The following is a 23,065-nucleotide window of genomic DNA, read 5'->3' on the forward strand; positions in this document are numbered from 1 at the left end:
ATGGCGATCGACAAGCAGGAACTGCGCGGCCGCTACGCCATCGTCGGCGTCGGCGAAACCGGCCTGGGCAAGGCGGCGCCCGGCGACACGGCGCTGTCGCTGCAATGCCGGTCCGCGCGCGAGGCGCTGCTCGATGCCGGCTTGCTTCTCACCGACGTCGACGGCGTGTTCGCGCATTGGGACGACCGGGCCAGCGCCATGCTGGTGTCCGAATACCTGGGCATCCAGCCGCGCTATGTCGACAGCACGGTGGTGGGCGGTCAATCCAACATCACGCACCTGGTGCATGCGATGGCAGCCATCGAGGCCGGCCTGTGCGAGGTGGCCCTGGTCACCTGGGGCAGCACCCAGCGGCTGGACCAGAGCCGCCAGCGCGGCGGGCTGATGCAGGACGCGCGCATGCCGATGGGGCAGTTTGCCGCCCCCTACGGCATGCTCAATCCGATCGGCTGGTACGCCATGCTGGCGCGCCTGTACCTGGACCGCTGGGGCGTCGGGCCCGAGTGCCTGGGCGAAGTGGCACTCGCCGCGCGCCGCTGGGCGCAGCTGAACCCGAACGCCAGCGCCCGCGATCCGCTGACCATGGCGCAATACCTAGCCTCGCCGATGATCGCCGACCCGCTGCGCAAACTGGACATCTGCCAGGTCAATGACGGCGCGGGCGCCATGGTCCTGACCCGCGTGGAGCGGGCGCGCGCGCTGAAGCGGCCGCCGGTGGTGGTGCAGGGCTTTGCCGACAGCCACCGCCACCACATGACGCCGTTCGCGGTCACCGACTGGCTGGACGAGCAGCCCTTGCGCGGCCTGGCCGACGAGGCCCTGGCCATGGCCCGGATCGATCGCAGCGACCTGGACATGGTCCAGATCTACGACGCCTTCACGATCAACGTGCCGTTCGGCCTCGAGGCCATGGGCTTTTGCGAGCCGGGCGGCGCGGCGGACTTCCTGCGCGGCGGCCGCATCGCACCCGGCGGCGGCTTCCCCGTCAACACCTCGGGCGGCGGCCTGTCGTTCAACCATTCCGGCCAGTTCGGCATGCAGCTCACCATAGAAACGGTGCGCCAGTTGCGCGGCGAGTGCGGCGCGCGCCAGGTGCCCGGTGCGCGCCACGCGCTGGTGCAGGCAACCGGCATGGTGATGTCGGCCTACATGGTGATGGTGCTGGCCGCCGCGTGAGACAACGAATTCCTTCCCTAGTCCTTCTTTCACAAACAACAGGAGACATCATGAAGATCCCATCCAAGATCCGTAGCGCGCTGGCTTTGTCCATGGCACTGCTCGCGGGTACGGCCGCCGCGCAAGGCAAGGGCGAGACGGTGCGCATCCAGGACCATCTCGGCGTCATCACGCTGCCCATGCGTGTGGCCATCGCCAAGGGCTATTGCGCCAACTACGGCATCAAGTGCGAGCTCCAGCCGATCCCGACCGCGGCACTCGGCATGCAGGCGCTGATGGCCAAGAACATCGAGGGCGCCGTGGCGGCGCTGGAGGTGTGGATCCCGGCGGTGCAGAAGGGCGCCAAGGTGAAGGCGGTCGTCAACATCATGAGCAAGAACCTCGGCCTGATGGTCGTGGGCAACCATGTCGACGCCCCCAATGCGGGCAAGCCGTTTCCGGCCTGGGTGGCGGACCTGAAAGGCAAGAAGGTCGGCGTGACCAGCCGCGGCAGCGGCGTGGAGACCGGCGTGCGCTTCCTGCTCGACAAGGCCGGGATGAAGGCCGAGGACGTCACCTTCGTGGCGGTGGGGGCGCCCAACACCGCCTACGCCGCGCTGGTGAACAAGCAGATCGACTTCGCCATGTCCTACGAGCCGATGGGCACCATGTGCGACGTCACCAAGCAATGCAAGGTCGTCTACCGGGCCGATGCCGATCCGCAGCCGGCCGAGGTCTTCGCCACCAACGGCGGCGGCGCCGGCCTGATCATGAACCAGGCCTACATCGACGCCAACCCGCACGTGGTCGAGGCCCTGGTCAAGGCCACCCGCGACGCCGACAAGTTCATCAACGACCCGGCGAACTTCGAGGAGGTGCTGAAGATCAACGACGCCCACTTCAAGTTCGACATCCCGAATGGGGACCAGCTGATGCGGTCCCTGCTGCAGCGGCAGATCAAGCACGGCATCTTCGATCCGCGCATCAGCCGCCCTGCCGTCAAGGCGACCGTCGATTTCATGCTCAAGACCGGCCAGTGGGACAAGGGTATCGAAGCGGCGGAAATCATCGACGCACGCGCGCCCTGATTCGATGGCCGCGATCTCGATCGACAACCTCAAGATCCGCTTCGGCCAGCAGGTGCTGGCCGTGGACGACTTCTCGCTTCAGGTCAACGAAGGAGACCTCGTCTCGATCGTCGGCCCCAGCGGCTGCGGCAAGACCACGGTGCTGAACCAGCTCACCGGCCTGCTGCCGCCGCAGGAGGGCAGGATCTCGATCCTGGGCAAGCCGCCGCACGAGGGCAATGCCGATCTGGCTTACATGCTGGCGCGCGACTGCCTGCTGCCCTGGCGCACGACCCTGGCCAATGCCTGCTACGGCATGGAACTGCGCGGCGTGCCCTGGGCGCAGGCCGAAGCACGCGCGCGCGAACTGCTGGCGAAGGTGGGCCTGGCCGGCTTCGAGGACAGCTATCCCAAGGCGCTGTCGCACGGCATGCGGCAGCGCTGCGCGCTGGCCCGGACCTTCGCGCTGGACTCGCCGATCCTGCTGATGGACGAGCCGTTCGGCGCGCTGGACGCGCAGACCAAGCTGGCGCTGGAGGATCTGCTGCTTTCGCTGTGGCAGGCGCAGCGCCGCACGGTCATCTTCATCACGCACGACCTGGGCGAGGCGGTGGCGCTGTCGGACCGGGTGGTGGTGATGAGCGCGCGCCCCGGCCGCATCATCGCCGACGTCCAGATTCCGCTGGCGCGCCCGCGCTCGGTCCGCGCCCTGCAAAAGAGCGCCGAGTACCACGAGATCTACACCCATGTCTGGGAGCAGCTCGAGCGCGGCATCCAACAGTCCGGCGCCGCCGCGAAACTTGTTCATTGAGGGCCGACCGTGAAAGATGTCCAACACACCTGGCGTGATGCTGCTGCGCACCTGGTTTTCCTGGCCGCCTTCCTGGCGGTCTGGGAATTCGCCTGTTCGCGCGGCTGGCTGGACGCGACCTTCTTCGGACGTCCGTCCGGCATCGCGAATTTCCTGTACGAAGGGTTCGTGTCCAAGCCCAAACTCTGGCTGGAGCTGGGATACACCATGGTCGGCACGGTGGCGTCCTTCGTTCTCGGCAGCGCGCTGGCCATCCTGCTGGGCCTGGTGTTCGTCGCCTTCCCGCGCTTCGAGCGCGCCGCCGATCCCTACCTGACGTTGCTCAATGCGATGCCCCGGATCGCGCTGGTGCCGCTGTTCCTGCTCTGGTTCGGACTCGGCCTGGGTTCGAAGATCGCCGTGGGCACCAGCCTGGCTTTCTTCATCGTGCTATCCAGCACGGTCGCGGGCATTCGCGGCGTGTCCGGCGACCTGCTCACGCTCACGCGCAGCCTCGGCGCCTCGCCGCTGCAGTTGTTCATGCACGTCACCTTGCCCTCGGCGGTCCCCGTGATCGCGTCGGGCCTGCGGCTCGCGCTGGTGTACTCGATGCTGGGTGTGATCGGCGCCGAACTGATGGCGGCTGAGCACGGCCTGGGGCAGACGCTGGCCTACATGCAATCGACGTTCAACATGAACGGTGTCATGGGGCTGCTGGTCGTGCTGGCGCTGCTGGGCATGCTGGTGACCTCGGCGATGAGCCGGCTGGAACGCGCGCTGCTGAAGTGGCAGTGACTGAAACAACCGCGGAGTCGGCGGACCTGGAGCCCGGACATGCGTGATGACTGGAACACCCTGAAGCTTTACCGGCCTGCCGAACAGGTCTTGACGCTGGCGATGAACCGGCCGGCGCGGCGCAACGCGGTCAGTTTCGAGATGGCGAGCGAACTTCTGGCGTGCCTGACCGAGCTCCATGCCTGCCAGGACTTCCGGGTGCTCATTCTCACGGGTGAGGGCTCGGCCTTCGGCGCCGGCGCTGACCTGAAGGAGCGGGTTCATCTGACGCCTGAAATCGTCCAGCGGCAACGCCATGCCGGGCTGCAGATCGTCGAACTGCTGGAAGCATTCCCGGTGCCCGTCATCGCGATGATCAACGGCCCGGCGTTCGCCGGGTCCCTGGAACTGGCGCTGGCCTGTGACATCCGGGTCGCCTCCGACCGGGCGGTCCTGGCGCTCACCGAGCTGCGCAACACCGGTTCGTTTCCCGGTGCCGGCGGCCCGGTTCGCCTGACCAAGATGGTCGGCCGCGGCCGCGCCAGCTACATCGTGCTCAGTGCACGCCAGTTCTCCGCGCAGGAGGCCTTCCAGCTCGGTTTCGTGGAGCTGGTCGTTCCGCATGCTGAATTGCGGGAGCGGACCTTGGCGCTGGCGGGCGAGATCGCCGGCAACAGCCCGGTGGGCGTGGCCGCGGCCCGGCAGCTGATCCGGCAAAGCGTCGATCTCGATACCGGCGCGGCAACCGCGCTGTCGCAGGCCATGCGCGACCCGCTGGACGGCGGCGACGACTACACGGAAGGTCTCACGGCGTGGCTGGGAGGCCGGTCGCCGGAGTTCAGGAGTCCCTAGCACGGGCGGCCGCTGCCGCGGAAACTTCCGATCTGGTGGGGGAAGGTCGTTGGGGCACCACGCCGTGGATAACCACATGGCGGGACTTGGCAAGGCGGTATCTCTAGAATGTTCCGCCTTCGACCGAAAGAACCTCCCGCATGACCCAGGGACAGATCCGCATCCGCGGCGCGCGCCAGCACAACCTCAAGAACCTCGACCTCGACCTGCGCACGGGCGAGCTGACCGTCGTCACCGGTCCGAGCGGATCGGGCAAGTCGAGCCTGGTTTTCGACACGCTCTACGCCGAAGGGCAGCGGCGCTACGTCGAGACCTTTTCGGCCTACGCCCGCCAGTTCCTGGATCGCATGGACAAGCCCGCGGTTGACCGGGTGGAAGGGGTGCCGCCCGCCATCGCCATCGACCAGACCAACCCGGTGCGCTCCTCGCGCTCCACGGTCGGCACCATGACCGAGCTGAACGACCACCTGAAGCTGCTGTTCGCGCGGGCCGCGCAGCTGTTCGACCGCCAGACCGGGCTCTTGGTGCGGCACGACTCGCCGGACAGCATCTACGACGAACTGAAGCGCCGCACCGCGCAGGACGATCCGCGCCTGGTGCTGACCTTCCCGGTGGAACTGCCGGCCAGCACCACCACCGAGGAAGTCGAGCAATGGCTGGCCGCCAGCGGCTTCACCCGGGTGCACGGGCAGCGAGAGGTGGCGACGGTGACCGGCCCGCGCAAGGTGCTGGACGTGGTGGCCGATCGCTTCCGCCTGCAGAACACCGAACGGGCGCGCGCCATCGAGGCGATCGAGGTCGCGCTCAAGCGCGGGTCGGGGCGCCTGTCGGTGTACCGCCAGCTGGCCGACGAGAGCTTCGACTGCTGGAAGTTCTCCACCGGCCTGCACTGCCCGGACAGCGACATCCGCTACGCCGACCCGATTCCGTCGATGTTCTCGTTCAACTCGCCGGTCGGCGCCTGCGACGCCTGCCGCGGCTTCGGCCGCGTGATCGGCGTCGACTGGGGCCTGGTGATTCCCAACGACAAGCTGACGCTGCGCGCTGGCGCGATCCGTCCGATCCAGACGCCCGCGTGGTCGGAGTGCCAGGACGACCTGATGCGCCACGCTGAGGCCGCCGGCGTTCCGCGCGACACGCCCTGGTACAAGCTCACGCCGGAGCAGAAGGCCTGGGTGATCGAAGGGACGCCCGGCTACAAGGAGGGCAACTGGAGCAAGCAGTGGTACGGCATGCGGCGCTTCTTCCAGTACCTGGAGAGCAAGGCCTACAAGATGCACATCCGCGTTCTGCTGTCCAAGTACCGCAGCTACACGCCCTGCGAGACGTGCGGCGGCGCGCGCCTGAAGCTGGAAAGCCTGCTGTGGCGCCTCGGCACCAAGGAGGACGCCGACGCGGTGATCGAGCCCTCGCGCCGCTTCATGCCGGTCGGCGTGAAGTGGACGCGCGAGCAGCTCGAAGCGATGCCGGGCCTGGCCCTGCACGACCTGATGCTGATGCCGATCGACAAGCTGCGCCGCTTCTTCGACCGGGTCGAACCGCAGGCCGAAGCCGCGCACGCCGGCCAGGGCGACCTGCAGGCGCTCAAGCTGCTGTTTGATGAGATCAACACGCGGCTGAAGTACCTGGTCGACGTGGGCATCGGCTACCTCGCTCTGGACCGGCAGAGCCGCACGCTTTCTGGCGGCGAGGTGCAGCGCATCAACCTCACGACGGCGCTGGGGACCTCGCTGGTGAACACGCTGTTCGTGCTGGACGAGCCCAGCATCGGCCTGCACCCGCGCGACATGCACCGCATCACCGAGGCGATGATGCGGCTGCGCGACGCCGGCAACACGCTGGTGGTGGTGGAGCACGACCCCGCGGTGATGATCGCGGCCGACCGCATCATCGACATGGGGCCGGGGCCGGGCGAGCGTGGCGGGCAGATCGTGTTCGACGGCACCACCGCGCAGCTGCGCCAGGCCGATACGCTCACCGGCGCCTACCTGGGCGCGCGCAAGCACGTGGGCATGGGCTTCAAGCGCGCGGTGACCGAAGCGACGCCGCGGCTGATCCTGGAAGGGGCCCGCCAGCACAACCTGCGCGACCTCGCGGTCGAGTTCCCGCTGCAGCGGCTGGTGGTGGTGACCGGGGTGTCCGGCTCGGGCAAGTCCAGCCTGATCCAGGATGTGCTGGCGCCGGCGCTGATGCGGCATTTCGGCAAGGCGACCGACTCGCCGGGCGCGCATGACCGCCTGCTGGGCGCCGATCACCTGGGCGACGTGGTGTTCGTCGATCAGTCGCCGATCGGCAAGACCGCGCGTTCCAACCCGGTGAGCTATGTGGGCGCCTGGGATGCGATCCGCGAGATCTTCGCCACCGCGCCGCTGGCCAGGCAGCGCGGCTACACCGCGTCCAAGTTCTCCTTCAATTCCGGCGACGGCCGCTGCCCCACCTGCGGCGGCTCCGGCTTCGAGCACGTGGAGATGCAGTTCCTGTCGGACGTGTACCTGCGCTGCCCGGATTGCGACGGCAAGCGCTACCGGCCCGAGATCCTGGAACTCACCATCGAGCGACAGGCGGCGGGCGGCAAGGCGCGCGTGCTGAACGTGGCCGATGTGCTGGAGCTCACGGTGAGCGAGGCGGCGCAGCTCTTCGCCAACGACCGCGAGGTGATCCGCGCGCTGCAGCCGATCGCCGACGTCGGACTGGAATACGTCAAGCTGGGCCAGCCGGTACCCACGCTGTCCGGCGGCGAGTCGCAGCGCCTGAAGCTGGCCGGCTTCCTGGCGCAGGCGGCGAAGAACGGCTCGGCCACGCGCCAGGGCCTGGCGACCAAGGGCGTGCTGTTCATGTTCGACGAGCCCACCACCGGGCTGCATTTCGACGACATCGCTAAGCTGATGCGCGCCTTGCGCAAGCTGCTCGAAGGCGGCAACTCCATCGTCGTGATCGAGCACAACCTCGATGTGATCCGCGCGGCGGACTGGCTGATTGACCTGGGGCCGGAAGGCGGCGACGCCGGCGGCCTGCTGGTCGCCGAAGGCCCGCCGGAGGAAGTGCGCCACCACCCGAGTTCGCACACCGCCAAGGCCTTGCGTGAATACGACTTGACCTTGGGTGCGGCGGAAGAACCGAAGGCCGTTTACTCCCTCCCCCACCGGGGGAGGGCAGGGGTGGGGGCGCTCGACGGCGCGAGATACGCGAAATTGGACTCTGACCCCAATTTGGTGAATTCGGCGATCCAGATCGTCAATGCCCGCGAGCACAACCTGAAGTCGCTGTCGGTGAACGTGCCGCACAACCGCTTCAGCGTGATCACCGGGGTGTCGGGCTCGGGCAAGTCGACGCTGGCCTTCGACATCCTGTTCAACGAGGGGCAGCGGCGCTACCTGGAATCGCTCAACGCCTATGCGCGCAGCATCGTGCAGCCGGCCGGGCGGCCGGAGGTCGATGCGGTGTACGGCATTCCGCCCACGGTGGCGATCGAGCAGCGGCTGTCGCGCGGCGGGCGCAAGTCCACCGTGGGCACCACCACCGAGGTGTGGCACTTCCTGCGCCTGCTCTACGTGAAGCTGGGCACGCAGCACTGCGTGCACGATGGCACGCCGGTGCGGCCGCAGACGCCGGACAGCATCGCCGCGCAGCTGATGCGCAAGTACAAGGGCCAGCACATCGGCCTGCTGGCGCCGCTGGTGGTCAACCGCAAGGGCGTGTACACCGAGCTGGCCGAATGGGCGCGGCCGCGCGGCTACACCCACCTGCGGGTGGACGGCAACTTCCTGCCGACCACCGGCTTCCCGCGCATCGACCGCTTCAAGGAGCACACCATCGAACTGCCGGTGTGCGACCTCGACATCACACCGGCCAACGAGGAGCTGCTGCGCGCCAAGCTCGCCGAGGCGCTGGAGCATGGCAAGGGCGTGCTGCACGTGCTGGCGCCGCTGGATGGGCTGCGCGGCGCGATGATGGCCGGCGAGGGCCGCCATCACCACATCGGCAAGGTCGAGGTGTTCTCGACCAAGCGCGCCTGCCCGGAATGCGGCACCAGCTACCCGGAGCTCGATCCGCGCCTGTTCTCCTACAACAGCAAGCACGGCTGGTGCCCCGACTGCGTGGGCACCGGCGTGAAGCTCAGCCGCGAGCAGCGCAAGGCCTACGACGATACCCTCCGCAGCGACGAGGACAAGGGCCGCGAGCAGACCTTCGCCGAACCCGAGGTGGAGGACGTGAGCGACGAATCCTGCTCCTCGTGCGGCGGCACGCGCCTCAACCTGCAGGCGCGCCATGTGAAGTTCAGCGCCACCGGCATTGCCGAGATCGCCGCCCTCTCGGTGAGCGAGGTGCGCCGCTGGATCGAAGGCCTGCAGGCCGGCAGCGTGCTGAGCGATCGCGAGCAGGGCATCGCGCGCGACCTGATCCCCGAGATCAAAAGCCGACTGGAGTTCCTGGAGGAAGTCGGGCTGGGCTACCTGACGCTGGACCGTGGCGCGCCCACGCTGTCCGGCGGCGAGGCGCAGCGCATCCGCCTGGCCGCGCAGCTCGGGTCCAACCTGCAGGGCGTGTGCTATGTGCTGGATGAGCCGACCATCGGCCTGCATGCGCGCGACAACCAGATCCTGCTGGATGCGTTGCACAAGCTCGGCAGCAAGGGCAACACCCTGGTGGTGGTGGAGCACGACGAGGACACCATCCGCCGCGCCGACCACATCATCGACATCGGCCCCAGCGCGGGCAAGCGGGGCGGCCGGGTGGTGGCGCAGGGCAGCGCCAGCGAGATCTCGGCCGCCGAGGAGTCGGTGACGGGGCGTTACCTGCTGCATGCGATGAAGCATCCGGTGAAGCCGCGGCGCGAGGTTGGCTTGAATGGAGCGCCCCTCACCCCAGCCCCCGCCCCGGAGGGGAGAGGAGGCAACCCCGGCACCGAGGGCCAGCTCCAGCTGCGCGGCGCCGACCTGCACAACCTGCAGGACGTCGACGTCGACGTCCCGCTGCGTCGACTGGTCGCCGTGACCGGCGTGTCTGGCTCCGGCAAGTCCACGCTGGCGCGCGACGTGCTGCTGGCCAACGTGCAGGCCGCGGTGCAGCAGCGCGCCACCAAGGCGGGCCGCGATGCCGACGCGCGCGGCAAGCGCCCGGCATGGATCGGCTGCCAGGGGCTGGACGGCTACCAGGCGGTCGACCGCGTGCTGGAAGTCGACCAGACGCCCATCGGCAAGACGCCGCGCTCCTGTCCCGCGACCTACATCGGCTTCTGGGACACGATCCGCCGGCTGTTCGCCGACACCCTGGAGGCGAAAGCGCGCGGCTACGGGCCGGGTCGTTTCTCGTTCAACACCGGGGAGGGGCGCTGCCCGGTCTGCGAAGGGCAGGGCGTGCGCACCATCGCGATGAGCTTCCTGCCGGACGTGAAGGTGCCCTGCGAGTCCTGCCACGGCGCGCGCTTCAATCCCGAAACGCTGGCCGTCACCTGGCGCGGCAAGAGCATCGGCGACGTGCTGCAGATGGAAGTCGATGAGGCGGTGGCTTTCTTCGCCAGCATGCCGGCCATCAGCCATCCGCTGCAGCTGCTCAAGGACGTGGGCTTGGGCTACCTCACCCTGGGGCAGCCTTCCCCGACCCTGTCAGGCGGCGAGGCACAGCGCATCAAGCTGGTCACCGAGCTGTCGAAGGTGCGCGACGACATCACGCGCCGCGGCCAGAAGGCGCCGCACACGCTCTATGTGCTGGACGAGCCCACGGTCGGGCTGCACATGGCTGACGTGGAGAAGCTGGCGCGTGTGCTGCACCGCCTGGTGGACGGCGGCCACAGCGTAATCGTGATCGAGCACGACCTGGACATCATCGCCGAAGCCGACTGGGTGATCGACCTGGGCCCGGAAGGGGGCGGCGAGGGCGGCCGCGTGGTGGCGGCCGCGTCGCCCGAGCAGCTGGTGATCCGCGGGACCCACACCGGCCGCGCGCTGGCGCCGGTGCTGGCGCGATAGGACTCCCCGCGCAGCCCGATCACACGCTGTGAAGAACCGGCTTTGCCGGGCCTCTTTAACTGATCAGGCGATTCAGGAAACTCGCGCAGCGAATTTCCTGAATGAGTCTATTACCAGTGCCAGCCGCCGTAGATCGTCAGGCCGTCGACGTGGCTGTTGCTCTGATTGGAGTAACGCATCCAGTCGATTCCCACGTACGCGTTCGGGGTGAACCGGTAGTTCGCGCCCAGGCCCCAGGCAAAGTCGTCCTGGCCTTCCGTGCGCCCGATGAAGCCGGTGCGATCGACCTCCACCTTGGTGTGGGCGTAGCCCAGGCGGCCGAAGAACTCGAACTGCTGATACGCGTATTTCGGCTTGACCCAGAGGCCGTACATGTAATCCAGCTTGGCCTGGACGCTGGTCGGAACACCGCCGATCGCGATGCCCTTGTCGTCGTCGTCGATGCCCCAGGCGCCTGCGGCTTCGACCGCGAAGAACGGATGGAAGTCGTACCCGATGATGCCGCGTATCGCCCCGGGCCGGAGGCTGGTGCCAAATGCGTCGATCTTCAGCTGCGTATAGCCGAGTTCCCCGTAAAGGCCCGCGGTGCTCCACTGCGGCATCGTCATCTGGGCCTGGGCGCTGCCCAGCAAAAGAAATGCGGCACCGGCCGCGGTCGCGAGTCGTTTCATCTGAATATCCCTGGGTTCAGTGATTGGGTTTCTTCCTTGTATGACTCCAGCGGGGGAGTCCGGCCAGAAAGGCCATACGTATCCTGCCCGCGGCGCCCATCCGCCGTTTCTTGTTGAGCGTGTGTCTTTTGCAACGAGTCGGCTAGACGCGACACGACGGTGCCGTTCGCAGGAGTCGCCTGTGTGACGGCACAGGGGGACAGTCCCGATGCGCGCGCCGCACACAGGCGTTCCAATGCGCGCACTTTCCCAATCAGAGGACATCCGATGCGCCGTCGCCACCTCGTGCAGCTCGCCGCTGCCACCATCGCCGCCCCTTCGCTGTCGGCATTCGCCCAGGCCTTTCCGGCCAAGCCGATCAGGTTGCTGGTCGCCTTCCCGGCGGGCGGCCCCACCGACATCACCATGCGCTCGCTCGCCGACAACGCCTCCAAGGTGCTGGGCCAGCCGGTGGTGATCGAGAACAAGCCGGGCGCGGGCGGCACGCTGCCGGCGCAGCAGCTCCAGACCACCTCGGCGGACGGCTACACGCTGGCGCAGATTCCGCTGGGCGTGTTCCGGCTGCCCTACACCACCAAGATCAACTGGGACCCGGTCAAGGACATCGCCTACGTCATCAACGTCACCGGCTACGCCTTCGGCATCGTGGCGCCGACCGACGGCCCCATCAAGAACTGGAATGACTTCGTCGCCTACGCCAAGGCCAACCCCGGCAAGCTCAGCTACGGATCCACCGGCACGCTGACCAGCCCGCACCTGACCACGGAACTGATTGCGCAGAAGCTCGGTCTTGTGCTCAACCACATTCCGTACAAGGGCAGCGCCGATTTGAACCAGGCCATCCTCGGCGGCCAGCTGATGGCGGCGGCCGACTCCACCGGTTTCGCGCCGCTGGTCGAATCGGGCAAGCTGCGCGTGCTCAACACCTGGGGCGAGCAGCGCCTGGCGAAGTTCCCCGACGCGCCCACGCTCAAGGAGCTGGGCATCGACATCGTGCAGAACTCGCCCTTCGGCATCGGCGCGCCGCGCGGCACGCCGCCGGATGTGGTCAAGAAGCTGCACGACGCCTTCAAGAAGGCGATGGAAGAGCCCAGCTACGTGCAGTCGCTGGCGCGCTACGACATGCTGCCGATCTACATGGACTCGGCGCAGTACGCCCGCTTCGCGCAGGAGACCTTCCAGCGCGAGAAGGCGCTGGTCGAAAAGCTCGGCCTGGGCAAGCCGCAGTAGCGGCGATTCGGGCGGCTTCGGCGCTTCGGGCGCCTCAGCGCGCGGCGAGGATGGCGGCCGTCACTTCCGCGAAGCCGGCGCCGCGCTCGCTCGGTGTGATGTACCTCGGCGGGTGCGTGAGCTCCGCCTCGAAGCGCCGGATGTTGGCCACGCCCACGCTGTGCGGGAAGCATTCGAACATCAGCACATCGTTGGTGGAGTCGCCCACGTAGACCCAGTGCTCGATCTCGGCGTCGAGCTCGCGGCCGAGCAATGTGCGCACGATCCAGCGCGCGCCGGCCAGCTTATTGTGCTCGCCATACCAGCCATTGATGTGGATCGAGCTGACGGTGGCGGTCATGCCCTCGGCCTGCATCAGCCGCACCACCTGCGCGATGCGCCCGGCTGGCAGGTGGGCGAACTCGCTGTGGTCGATTGCGATGTCGGTTTCGCGGCCGGCGCTGTCGCGCGCGATCGTCGCCCCCGGCACTTCCGCCAGCACCCGCTGCGCGACCTGCTGCATGCGCCGGAAGTTGAGCTCGCGCTCGTCGGGCGCCTGCTGGTAGAGCTTGACCAGGCCATCGCCCTCGCGCAGCACCGCGACCGAACCGTTCTCCGCCACGATGGCATCGACGGGCCAAGCGCGGGCGAAGGGTTCGCTCCAGCCGACCGGACGGCCGGTGATCGGGATGACGTGGATGCCGGCCGCCCGCAGCCGGCCCAGCGCGGCCAGCGCGTCGGCGGTGATGGCGCCCTCCGTGGTCAGCGTGTCGTCGATGTCCGTGAAGACACCGCGGATCGACAGGCCCGAAAAGGCAGGTGCGCTGAGCGGGATCACCGGCGTGAAGGCAGGAGCTTGCCGCGCACCGGCGCGGAGGACAGCAGGGGCGCGCGGGCCGCGAGCGGCGCTGCCATCGGCTGGGCCGGGCAACTGCCGTTCTTGATGTGATGCAACGCGGTGGCCAGCAGGCGCTCGCCCGGGCTGCCCAGCGCGTTCTCGAAGTCGTCGGCGGCGGCGCAGGTCGGCGTGAAGCCGTTGGCGTAGTCGCCGAAGCCCTGCTCGTTCACGCCCTGGAACTCGATCGGGTAATAAGAGAAGCCGCAGTTGTCGGCGCGGCTGAAGCCGTAGGGCTTGCCGCAGGTGGTGCTGCCGACGATCACCACGTTGACGCCGACGCCGCGCAGGCTGTTGATGACCGATTCGCTGGCTGAGCAGGTGTTCTCGGTGCTGAGCACGTAGACGCGCGGCAGGCCCAGGCGCGGCAGCGCCGTGCCCTCCCCGTAGAGCGATTCGCCCCACTGGACCTGGCCGGAGAAGCGGAAGGTCGATTCCGCGGTCTCCTGGCCCCGCTTGTCGTTGAAGCGCAGCTGCTCGAACACCTTGCCGTCGGCGCCGCTGCCGGTCACCATCGACGACAGCGACAGCGCCGTGTACAGGTAGCCGCCGCCGTTGTAGCGCATGTCGAGCACCAGATCCTGCACGCCATAGGCTTTGGCGTTGCCCAGCGCGGCGATCAGCTTGTCCTGGGCGCCGCGGGTGTGCGCGTTGAAGAGCAGGTACCAGACCTTGCGGTCGGACGGTGCGGCCGAGGCCGCCATCGACATCGGCAGCGGGTCTTCCTGCACCTGCGCCGCCGACAGGCTCACCGTGCGGGTCGGCGCGCTGGGGCTGGATCGGTAGACGAAGCTGATGCTGGCCGCCGCGCTGGGATACCAGCTGGCGCCGGCCGGGGCGCTCACCAGTTCGCCGCCGCGCTGCAGCCCGGCAGCCGCGGCGGGCGAAGCGGCATCGACGAAAGCGGCGCGGGTGCGGCCCTGGCCGTCTTGCTCCCAGCGGATGCCATAGCCCAAACCGGCGCCGGTCTCCAGGCTGTCCGCGACGGTGTTGCTGACGATGAAGCTGAAGCGGTCCTTGAACTGTCCCGTGGCGTCGCGCTGCGGCGTGAGCAGGCTGTAGAAATAGTCGGGGATGTTGTTGTGGAGCGAGGCATTGACCGCTGGCATTTCCGAATACCAGAGGTAGGACTCGTCCAGGTAGGCGCGGGTGAACTGCTTCTGGCCTTCGAGCGTGCAGACGCCCGCGTAGCTGGCGGACGGCCCGGCGGTCAGGGCCGGCGGCGCGGGCTGCTGCGCCTCTGCGCAGGTTTGCGCGCTGCCGCTGACGCACTGGCCGGCACTGCCGCCGCCACCGCCGCAAGCGGCAAGCAAGCCGGCGGCCAACGCCGCGGCTGCGGCGGCGCGAACTCCGGCCGGGATCACCGGCCTTCGGCGCAAACCTGCGCGCTGCCGCTGACGCACTCGCCCGGATCGCCGCCGCCGCCGCCACAGGCAGCCAGCAGGACCGCAGCCAGTGCAGCGGCGGTGGCCGCGCGCAAGCCCTTGTTCATCGAAAGACGCATACCTCTCCTGAGATGTTGGCCCTCATGCTCAGCCATTATCCATTGGCCTTTTGCAAGCTCAAGCCCGCGTGCTCTCGAAGTGGATGGAAATGTATCTTTGGGAAACGCTCCTGCGCCAGGCGCACGTCGTAGGGCGAGGTGCACAGGAAGGCCAGCGACTCGGCGGCATCGTGCGCCAGGCGTTGCGGATACGCGTCGGTGAAGGACTTCAGTTCCGCCGGCGTGTCGGCGGTGATCCAGCGCGCGCCGGTGTACTGGCTGCTTTCGAGCCGCACGTCAGCGTCGTACTCCGCCTTGAGGCGGTGCTGCACCACTTCGAACTGCAGTTGGCCGACCGCGCCCAGCAGCATCGGCCCGCCGACTTGCGGGCGGAACACCTGAATCGCGCCTTCCTCGCCGAGCTGCGCCAGGCCCTGCTGCAGCTGCTTGGTGCGCAGCGGGTTCCTCAGGATCACGGTGGTGAACAGCTCCGGCGCGAAGAAGGGCAGGCCGGTGAATTGCAGGCTGGCGCCGTCGGTGATGGTGTCGCCCAGCTGCACGCCGCCGTGCGTGGTGAAGCCGATGATGTCGCCGGCAAAGGCTTCATCCACCGCCTCGCGCCGCTGCGACAGGAAGGTGACGACCGAGGTCGGGCGCAGCTCCTTGCCGGTGCGCTGCACCTTGAGCTTCATGCCGGGCGCGTACTTGCCCGAAGCCATGCGCACGAAGGCGATGCGGTCGCGGTGCGACGGGTCCATGTTGGCCTGCACCTTGAACACCACGCCGGAGAAGTTCGGGTCTTCCGGGTTCACGGTCTTCTCGACCGACTGGCGGTTGACGGCGTGGTGGCTGGTGCGCGGACGCGGCGAAGGCGCCAGGTCCACCAGTGCCTCCAGCACTTCCATCACGCCGAAGTTGTTGACGCCGGAGCCGAAGAACACCGGCGTCTGCTTGCCTGCCAGGAAGGCCTCGTGGTCCCACTCGGGCGAGGCGCCGATCGCCAGCTCCATGCTCTGCTCAGCCGTCTCGAACTCGTGGCCGAAGCGCTTCATCAGCGTGTCGCGCTGCGAAAGGGGAATGGTCTCGAAGTCCTGCGGCAGGCGCTCGGAACCCGCCTCGAACACGGTCATGGCCTGCGTGCGCAGGTTCATGATGCCGCCGAAGGTCTTGCCCTGGCCCACCGGCCAGGTCATGGGCACGCAGGGCATGCCCAGTTCACGCTCGATCTCGTCGAGCAGCTCCAGCGGCTCGCGCACCTCGCGGTCCATCTTGTTGACGAAGGTGATGATGGGCGTGTCGCGCTGCCGGCAGACCTCGATCAGGCGCCGCGTCTGCGCTTCCACGCCATTGGCCGCGTCGATCACCATCAGCGCGGAGTCGACCGCGGTGAGCACGCGGTAGGTGTCCTCGGAGAAGTCCTTGTGGCCGGGCGTGTCCAGCAGGTTGATCACGTGCTCGCGGTACAGCATCTGCATCACCGAGCTCGCCACCGAGATGCCGCGCTGCTTTTCGATCTCCATCCAGTCCGAGGTCGCGTGGCGCGAGGCCTTGCGCGCCTTCACCGAGCCGGCGATCTGGATCGCGCCGGAAAACAGCAGCAGCTTTTCCGTCAGCGTGGTCTTGCCCGCGTCGGGGTGAGAAATGATGGCAAAGGTTCGGCGGCGCCGGGTTTCTGCGGCGTAGGTCGATGCGGACAAAGGGAACTCCGGGGAGATGCGGCTCGGGACGCAGGCCGCTGTGCAAACCCTATATTTTCCCATGGGGTTGAGCTGGCGGCCGGAAGCCGGCGCTTGGCGGCCATCTCCCAGGGGTGAGCGTGAATTGGTCACGGCGATTTCGGGCAGGGCGCCTTTCGGGGCGGGGCCGGCGGCCGGGACGGGTCGTTCTCCGGTCACGCTCGCGGCTACGGCCGTGAATGGTTGCAGGCAGCGCCCGCCCACGACCGGCGTGCGCCATCGACGTCAGCGAACACGCGAATGGACCTGCGCCCGACCCATCCCGACCACCGGCCCAGGACAGGACGGGGTGGGGGCACCAGGGCCGGCGGCCCGGAAAACGAGGCGCGGACTCAGCTCCGCTGGACAGCCCTGAACACCTTCTCCAACTCAAACGGCGCCACCACTTCGAGCTGGTCATACCGGCACCCCGCAGCCGGCTTGTCCGGCCGCCAGCGCAGAAACTGGGCCGCGTGGCGGAAGCGGTCGCCCTGCAGGTGGTCGTACTTGACCTCGCAGACGCGCTCCGGCCGCAGCGGTTCCCACGACAGGTCCTTGCCCGCGCTCCAGCGGCTCTCGCCGCCGGGCATGCGGCTTTGTTCCTGCGCGACGGCCTCGGCCCAGTCACGCCAGGGGTGGTCGCGCAGGGCATCGCCGCGCAGGGGCTCCAGTTCGGTGGCGAACTGGCGGCGCATGTCGGCGGTGAACGATGCCGTCACGCCCACGTGCTGCAGCACGCCCGCCTCGTCGTACAAGCCGAGCAGCAGCGACCCCACTGCGTCCTGCGTGTCGCGGTACCAGCGGAAGCCGGCTACCACGCAGTCGGCGGTGCGCGCGTGCTTGACCTTCAGCATCGCGCGCCGGCCGGGCTGGTAGGTGGCGGCCATCGGCTTGGCGATCACGCCGTCGAGTCCCGCGCCTTCGAAGCGCTGCAGCCAGTCCTGCGCGGTGACGCGGTCCTGGGTGGCGGGCGTGAGGTGGATCGGCGGCAGCACGCTGCCGAGCAACCGCTCCAGCCGCGCGCGGCGTTCGGACTGCGGCAGTTGCATGGTGGAACGCCCGCCGGCGGCCAGCAGGTCGAAGGCGATGAAGGATGCCGGCGTCGCGTCAGACAGCTTCGCCACGCGCGAGGCCGCCGGGTGCAGGCGCTGCTGCAGGCTGTCGAAGTCCAGCCCCCGCTGGCCCACCACCACGATCTCGCCATCGATGACGCAGCCCTTGGGCAGGCGCTCGACGAAGGCCCGCTCCAGCTCGGGGAAGTAACGGTTGAGCGGCCGCAGGTCGCGGCTCTGGATGAAGGCCTCCTGCCCGGGACGGAACACGACGGCGCGGAAGCCGTCCCATTTCGGCTCGAAGATGAAGCCGTCCTGCTGCGGCAGCTCATCGGCAAGCTTGGCCAGCATGGGCGCGATCGGCGGCGTGACGGCCATGGCTTGCTTGTAGCGCAGGTTTTATAGCTGCGGCAAGCGCAAAGCGTGACAGACTCCCGGGTCCGAATCCCGGGGATTGCATGAGCCATACCGACCAGCACCGCTGCGCCTGGGCCCAGGGCGACGCCCTGATGGCCCGCTACCACGACGAGGAATGGGGCGTGCCGCAGCGCGATGGCCGCATGCTGTGGGAGATGCTGATGCTGGAGGGCTTCCAGGCCGGCCTGTCGTGGCGGACGGTGCTGACCAAGCGCGAGGCGTTCCGCAAGGCCTTCGCCAGTTTCGAACCCGCCAAGGTGGCTCGCTTCGGCGACCGGCAGATCGAGCGCTTGCTCGCCGACCCCGGCATCATCCGCTCGCGGGCGAAGATTGACGCGACCATTGCCGCAGCCCGCATCTATTGCGATATGCAGGAACGCGGCGAGGACTTCGCGGACTTTTGCTGGGCCTTCACCGGCGGCAAGGTGCTGGCCGGCGATGGCCGCAGCGTCCCGGCGAGCACGCCGCAATCCGAAGCGATCTCCAAGGAGCTGCGGCGGCGCGGCTTCAAGTTCGTCGGCCCGGTCATCGTCTATGCCTGGATGCAGGCGGTGGGGATCGTCGACGACCACGCGCTCGGCTGCTTCCGGCGGCGCGACGCCCGCTGAGCTCCGGCGCCGGCGCCGGCCGCCCGGACTCATCCGCAGCGGCGCGGTGCCGCGAAGCCCGGGCTTGGGCTAAAATCGGCCGCATCCGAGGAGCGTTGCAGCATCCCCATGCGGGTGTGAGGCTCGGAACCTACGCAACGACGCTCACCCACTGTTCTGTGCGGTGAGTATCCCAGCAGGCAGTGGTCAACTCGACACCAATGGAGTCACCATGAACGCTGCCGTTCTCAAACCCCAAGCCGCGCAGGACTGCGCGATCGCCGACCTCTCGCTCGCCGACTGGGGCCGCAAGGAAATCCGCATCGCCGAGACCGAGATGCCGGGCCTGATGGCGATCCGCGAGGAGTTCGCGAAGAGCCAACCGCTCCGGGGCGCGCGCATCACCGGCTCGCTGCACATGACGATCCAGACCGCGGTGCTGATCGAGACCCTGCAGGCGCTGGGCGCGACCGTGCGCTGGGCTTCCTGCAACATCTTCTCGACGCAGGACCATGCCGCCTCGGCGATCGCCGCGACCGGCACGCCGGTGTTCGCGATCAAGGGCGAGTCGCTCGAGGACTACTGGGACTACACCCACCGCATCTTCGAGTTCGGCCCCAAGGGTGCCGAGGGCGAAGGCCCCAACATGATCCTGGACGACGGCGGCGACGCCACGCTGCTGATGCACCTGGGCAAGCGCGCCGAGAAGGACGCGTCGCTGGTCGCCGGCAACGGCCACAGCGAGGAGGAGAAGATCCTGTTCGCCTCGATCCGCAAGAAGCTGGCCGAAGACCCCACCTGGTACAGCCGGAAGAGCGGCAAGATCATCGGCGTGACCGAAGAGACCACCACCGGCGTGAACCGCCTGAAGCAGATGGCCGCGCGCGGCGAGCTGATGTTCAAGGCCATCAACGTCAACGACTCGGTCACCAAGAGCAAGTTCGACAACCTGTACGGTTGCCGCGAATCGCTGGTGGACGGCATCAAGCGCGCCACCGACGTGATGATTGCCGGCAAGGTCGCGCTGGTGGCCGGCTACGGCGACGTGGGCAAGGGCTCGGCGCAGGCGCTGCGCGCGCTGTCGGCGCAGGTGTGGGTCACCGAGATCGACCCGATCAACGCGCTGCAGGCCGCCATGGAAGGCTACCGCGTCGTGACCATGGACTACGCGGCCGACAAGGCCGACATCTTCGTCACCGCCACCGGCAACAAGGACGTGATCACCCACGCCCACATGGCCAAGATGAAGGACCAGGCGATCGTCTGCAACATCGGCCACTTCGACAACGAGATCGATGTCGCCTCGCTGGAGAAGTACCAGTGGGAAGAGATCAAGCCGCAGGTCGACCACGTGATCTTCCCGGACGGCAAGCGCATCATCCTGCTGGCCAAGGGCCGGCTGGTGAACCTGGGCTGCGGCACGGGCCACCCGAGCTACGTGATGTCCTCGTCGTTCGCCAACCAGACGATCGCACAGATCGAGCTGTTCACGCACAGCGAGTCCTACGACCTGAACAAGGTCTACGTGCTGCCCAAGCACCTGGACGAGAAGGTCGCGCGCCTGCAACTCAAGAAGCTGGGCTCGATGCTGACCGAGCTCACCGACTCCCAGGCCGAATACCTGGGCGTGCCCAAGCAGGGCCCGTACAAGCCGGACACGTACCGGTATTGACCCAGGACACCCTCCCCCTCCGGGGGAGGGCAGGGGTGGGGGCGCTCGCAACTTTGACCAGCGCCCCTCACCCCCGCCCTCTCCCCGGAGGGGAGAGGGAGTAAAAGCATGCGCGCGGATCAATTGCTCGTCGAACGCGGCCTGGCCGCCTCGCGCTCGCAGGCGCAGCGCCTGATCGCTTCGGGCGTGCGCTGGCGGGCGGCGGACGGCTGGAAGCCGGTCGCCAAGAACGGCGACGAGTTGCCGGCGCAGGCCGAGATCGAGCTGCTCGACACTGCCGAGGCGCGCTATGTCTCGCGCGGCGGCTTGAAGCTGGAAGGCGCCTTGCGCGCCGCCGGCATCGACGCGGCCGGCAAGGCCTGCCTGGACGTCGGCCAATCGACCGGCGGCTTCACCGATTGCCTGCTGCAGCACGGCGCCGCCCGCGTGACGGGGGTGGACGTCGGCCACGGCCAGTTGCACGAGAAGCTGAGGCAGGACGCGCGCGTGACCGCCATCGAGAAGCTCAATGCCCGCGAACTCTCGCCAGAACGGGTCGGCCACGACTTCGACCTCGTGGTCGGCGACCTGTCATTCATCTCGCTGACGCTGGTGCTGCCGGCACTCGCGCCGTTGCTCAAGCCCGGGGGCGAGCTGCTGATGCTGGTCAAGCCCCAGTTCGAATTGCAGCCGGGGCAGGTCGGCAAGGGCGGCATCGTGCGCGACGCCGCGCTGTATGCCGAAGTGGAGCGCAGGCTGCGCGAGTGCTGCGCCTCGCTCGCCCTGACGGTGCGCGGCTGGTTCGACAGCCCGATCGCCGGCGGTGACGGCAACCGCGAATTTTTCATTCATGCAAGCAACACACACTGAGGCGAGACGATGACGCTTTCGATCAGCCTGGAATTCTTCCCGCCCAAGACGCCCGAGGGGGCGGACAAGCTGCGCGCCGCGCGGGAGCAACTCTATGCGCTCAAGCCCGAGTTCTGCTCGGTCACCTTCGGCGCCGGCGGCTCGACGCAGGAAGGCACCTTGCAGGCCGTCAGCGAAATCATGGCCGAGGGCTGCCCGGCGGCGCCGCACCTGTCGTGCATCGGCCAGACCAAGGACAGCATCCGGGAGCGGCTGGCCGCCTACAGCGCCGCCGGCGTCAAGCGCATCGTCGCGCTGCGCGGTGACATGCCCAGTGGTTACGGGCTGGGCGGCGAGTTCCGCTATGCCAGCGACCTGGTCGCCTTCATCCGCAGCGAGACCGGGCGCCAGTTCCACCTCGAAGTGGCGGCCTATCCCGAGATGCACCCGCAATCGAAGTCGCCGACCTCGGACCTCGACGCCTTCGCGGCCAAGGTCGAGGCCGGCGCCGACTCCGGCATCACGCAGTACTTCTTCAATGCGGACGCGTACTTCGGCTATCTGAACGAACTGCACAGGCGCGGCATCCGCGTGCCGGTGGTGCCGGGCATCATGCCGATCACCAACTCGTCGCAGCTGATGCGCTTTTCGGACAGCTGCGGCGCGGAAATCCCGCGCTGGATCCGCTTGCGGCTGCAGGGCTTCGGCGACGACAGCGCGTCGATCAAGGCCTTCGGCCTCGACGTCGTGTCCCAGCTGTGCGAGCACCTGAAGGCCGGCGGCGTGCCGGGCTTCCACTTCTACACGATGAACCAGGCAAAGGCGACGGCGGAGATCTGCCGGCGCATCGGCCTCGCGCCCTGACGCTACGGGACCTGGACTCGGCTCAAGCCGGACCCAGGTGCGCCTGACGAGAGCCCGGCTTTGCGAGGAAGGCCTTGTAGCGGCCGCTTTGGTGCAGTTTGGCGTAGACGCGGTGCAGGTGCGTCTTCACCGTCTGGTCGCTGATGTCCAGGACGCGGCCGATTTCCTTGTTTGTCATGCCCTGGCCGATCAAGCGCAGGATTTCTTCCTCGCGGCGCGTGAGCTTGCCTTCTTCAGCCGCGCCAGATGCCCCGATGAGGCCCAGCTGCGCCTGCAAGGCCTGCAACAACACGCCGCGGCCATACCAGGTACCGCCCTGGTGCACCGTGCGAACAGCCTTGGCCAGGGTCTGCGGCTCGACGGGCTTGATCACGCAGCCCCAGCTGTGATGGCGAAGCGCATCGATCAGTCGCTCACTCGCGCAGCCGTCGCAAAGCAGCAGCGATCGGGTTCGCGGGCTGGCGATGCCGATCTGCGTCAGCAGCGCCAAAGTCTGCGTCCATTCGCATCGTTCGAGCAGCAGGACATCGGGCTGCTGGGAGGCTGCTGCAGAGGCTGCCTCCTCGAAGTCGACAACCTTGATCCGCAATTCGTCGCCCTCGCACGCCAGCATGTTCACGGCGGCCGCGCGCACGCCTGCATCAGCGCCGGCAAAGAGCAACTCGATCTGCATTGCAAACCCTCCCAAGGGCAAGCGAACAAACTCAGTCTCGACAGTCCTGCTATGTAGTCCAGTTCCGAGGCGTAGAAGCCACAAAAAAGCAGGAATGCAGGAACTTTGCCACTAAAGAAAACTCATCCAAGGCAAATTTTGATCGTGTGGCCCCGTACACCATCTGGTGTATTGCCAGCGCCGAGCCAGCGCTTATCGTCGAGCCTGTTGCCGTCGAGGCAACATACAGGGAGCTGGCGATGCCTTGGTCGTACAAGAAGAAGCAGGCGTGCGTGCCTGCCATCCGCTGCGGCGGCGACTCGACCGTGGGTGGCGCTGCCGCGCTGATCGCCCGGCTCGCGATGCCGCCCCCTTCATAAGCTGAGCTCCCGTCCGGGAGCTTTTCTTCTTTT

General features: G+C 67.9%; 19 protein-coding genes and 1 riboswitch. Of the genes, 12 read left to right on the plus strand and 7 right to left on the minus strand.

The window, feature by feature from the left end; genetic code table 11:
* The 6 genes from UC35_RS12500 (at nt 1) to uvrA (ending at nt 10,607) form a co-directional block, all read left to right on the plus strand.
* The gene (locus UC35_RS12500) at nt 1-1,176 is read left to right on the plus strand and encodes a thiolase C-terminal domain-containing protein (RefSeq protein WP_061500070.1); all 1,176 of its coding nucleotides are present in this window, start codon (nt 1-3) and stop codon (nt 1,174-1,176) included.
* 50 nt (nt 1,177-1,226) lie between these two features.
* Nucleotides 1,227-2,243 (plus strand): ABC transporter substrate-binding protein, encoded by a 1,017-nt coding sequence (locus UC35_RS12505; RefSeq protein WP_061500072.1) that lies wholly within the window; start codon nt 1,227-1,229, stop codon nt 2,241-2,243.
* Nucleotides 2,244-2,247: 4 nt separating this feature from the next.
* Nucleotides 2,248-3,033 (plus strand): ABC transporter ATP-binding protein, encoded by a 786-nt coding sequence (locus tag UC35_RS12510; protein WP_061500075.1) that lies wholly within the window; start codon nt 2,248-2,250, stop codon nt 3,031-3,033.
* A gap of 9 nt (nt 3,034-3,042) precedes the next feature.
* Nucleotides 3,043-3,807 carry an ABC transporter permease gene (locus UC35_RS12515; protein WP_061500077.1) on the plus strand — a complete coding sequence of 255 codons (765 nt, stop codon included), beginning with the start codon at nt 3,043-3,045 and terminating at the stop codon, nt 3,805-3,807.
* 39 nt (nt 3,808-3,846) lie between these two features.
* Entirely contained in the window at nt 3,847-4,638 is a 792-nt protein-coding gene (locus UC35_RS12520; protein ID WP_082793093.1) for an enoyl-CoA hydratase/isomerase family protein, read from the plus strand.
* Between the two features lie 140 nt (nt 4,639-4,778).
* Nucleotides 4,779-10,607, plus strand: a complete 5,829-nt coding sequence (uvrA, locus tag UC35_RS12525) for an excinuclease ABC subunit UvrA (RefSeq protein WP_061500083.1) — start codon at nt 4,779-4,781, stop codon at nt 10,605-10,607.
* Nucleotides 10,608-10,717: 110 nt separating this feature from the next.
* On the opposite strand, the gene UC35_RS23055 is transcribed toward uvrA, so the two are convergent.
* Complete coding sequence (locus tag UC35_RS23055) at nt 10,718-11,278, minus strand: outer membrane beta-barrel protein (protein WP_158513889.1); 561 nt, start codon at nt 11,276-11,278, stop codon at nt 10,718-10,720.
* Nucleotides 11,279-11,545: 267 nt separating this feature from the next.
* Between UC35_RS23055 and UC35_RS12535 the strand changes: the two genes are divergently transcribed.
* Nucleotides 11,546-12,508 (plus strand): Bug family tripartite tricarboxylate transporter substrate binding protein, encoded by a 963-nt coding sequence (locus UC35_RS12535; RefSeq protein ID WP_061500089.1) that lies wholly within the window; start codon nt 11,546-11,548, stop codon nt 12,506-12,508.
* 34 nt (nt 12,509-12,542) lie between these two features.
* Here UC35_RS12535 and UC35_RS12540 read toward each other — a convergent pair whose 3' ends face one another.
* From UC35_RS12540 to UC35_RS12555, 5 genes are all read right to left on the minus strand, one after another.
* Nucleotides 12,543-13,325 (minus strand): HAD-IIB family hydrolase, encoded by a 783-nt coding sequence (locus UC35_RS12540; protein ID WP_061500092.1) that lies wholly within the window; start codon nt 13,323-13,325, stop codon nt 12,543-12,545.
* A complete protein-coding gene (locus UC35_RS12545; protein WP_145979413.1) occupies nt 13,322-14,746 on the minus strand; it encodes a S41 family peptidase in 1,425 nt (474 codons plus the stop codon). The genes UC35_RS12540 and UC35_RS12545 overlap by 4 nt, the downstream gene beginning before the upstream one ends.
* Nucleotides 14,743-14,886, minus strand: a complete 144-nt coding sequence (locus UC35_RS23945) for a hypothetical protein (RefSeq protein WP_158513890.1) — start codon at nt 14,884-14,886, stop codon at nt 14,743-14,745. The genes UC35_RS12545 and UC35_RS23945 overlap by 4 nt, the downstream gene beginning before the upstream one ends.
* Before the next feature lie 35 nt (nt 14,887-14,921).
* Nucleotides 14,922-16,562: a peptide chain release factor 3 gene (locus tag UC35_RS12550; RefSeq protein WP_061500100.1), complete on the minus strand. Its 1,641-nt coding sequence runs from the start codon at nt 16,560-16,562 to the stop codon at nt 14,922-14,924.
* 371 nt (nt 16,563-16,933) lie between these two features.
* Entirely contained in the window at nt 16,934-18,010 is a 1,077-nt protein-coding gene (locus UC35_RS12555; protein ID WP_061500102.1) for an ATP-dependent DNA ligase, read from the minus strand.
* Between the two features lie 80 nt (nt 18,011-18,090).
* Here UC35_RS12555 and UC35_RS12560 point away from each other — a divergent pair, with 80 nt between their 5' ends.
* The 4 genes from UC35_RS12560 (at nt 18,091) to metF (ending at nt 22,000) form a co-directional block, all read left to right on the plus strand.
* Nucleotides 18,091-18,657: a DNA-3-methyladenine glycosylase I gene (locus UC35_RS12560; protein WP_061500105.1), complete on the plus strand. Its 567-nt coding sequence runs from the start codon at nt 18,091-18,093 to the stop codon at nt 18,655-18,657.
* Nucleotides 18,658-18,738: 81 nt separating this feature from the next.
* A riboswitch (S-adenosyl-L-homocysteine riboswitch) is annotated at nt 18,739-18,810 on the plus strand.
* A gap of 58 nt (nt 18,811-18,868) precedes the next feature.
* Nucleotides 18,869-20,308: an adenosylhomocysteinase gene (gene ahcY / locus UC35_RS12565; protein WP_061500108.1), complete on the plus strand. Its 1,440-nt coding sequence runs from the start codon at nt 18,869-18,871 to the stop codon at nt 20,306-20,308.
* A 108-nt stretch (nt 20,309-20,416) separates the two neighbouring features.
* Nucleotides 20,417-21,157 carry a TlyA family RNA methyltransferase gene (locus UC35_RS12570; protein WP_061500112.1) on the plus strand — a complete coding sequence of 247 codons (741 nt, stop codon included), beginning with the start codon at nt 20,417-20,419 and terminating at the stop codon, nt 21,155-21,157.
* Nucleotides 21,158-21,166: 9 nt separating this feature from the next.
* Nucleotides 21,167-22,000, plus strand: a complete 834-nt coding sequence (gene metF / locus UC35_RS12575; RefSeq protein ID WP_061500115.1) for a methylenetetrahydrofolate reductase [NAD(P)H] — start codon at nt 21,167-21,169, stop codon at nt 21,998-22,000.
* A 22-nt stretch (nt 22,001-22,022) separates the two neighbouring features.
* On the opposite strand, the gene UC35_RS12580 is transcribed toward metF, so the two are convergent.
* Nucleotides 22,023-22,673, minus strand: a complete 651-nt coding sequence (locus tag UC35_RS12580; RefSeq protein WP_061500118.1) for a LuxR family transcriptional regulator — start codon at nt 22,671-22,673, stop codon at nt 22,023-22,025.
* A gap of 146 nt (nt 22,674-22,819) precedes the next feature.
* Here UC35_RS12580 and UC35_RS12585 point away from each other — a divergent pair, with 146 nt between their 5' ends.
* Complete coding sequence (locus UC35_RS12585; protein WP_061500122.1) at nt 22,820-23,032, plus strand: hypothetical protein; 213 nt, start codon at nt 22,820-22,822, stop codon at nt 23,030-23,032.
* Nucleotides 23,033-23,065 lie beyond the last annotated feature (33 nt).

The organism is Ramlibacter tataouinensis (assembly GCF_001580455.1).
In the GTDB taxonomy this organism is placed as follows: Bacteria; Pseudomonadota; Gammaproteobacteria; order Burkholderiales; family Burkholderiaceae_C; genus Ramlibacter; species Ramlibacter tataouinensis_B.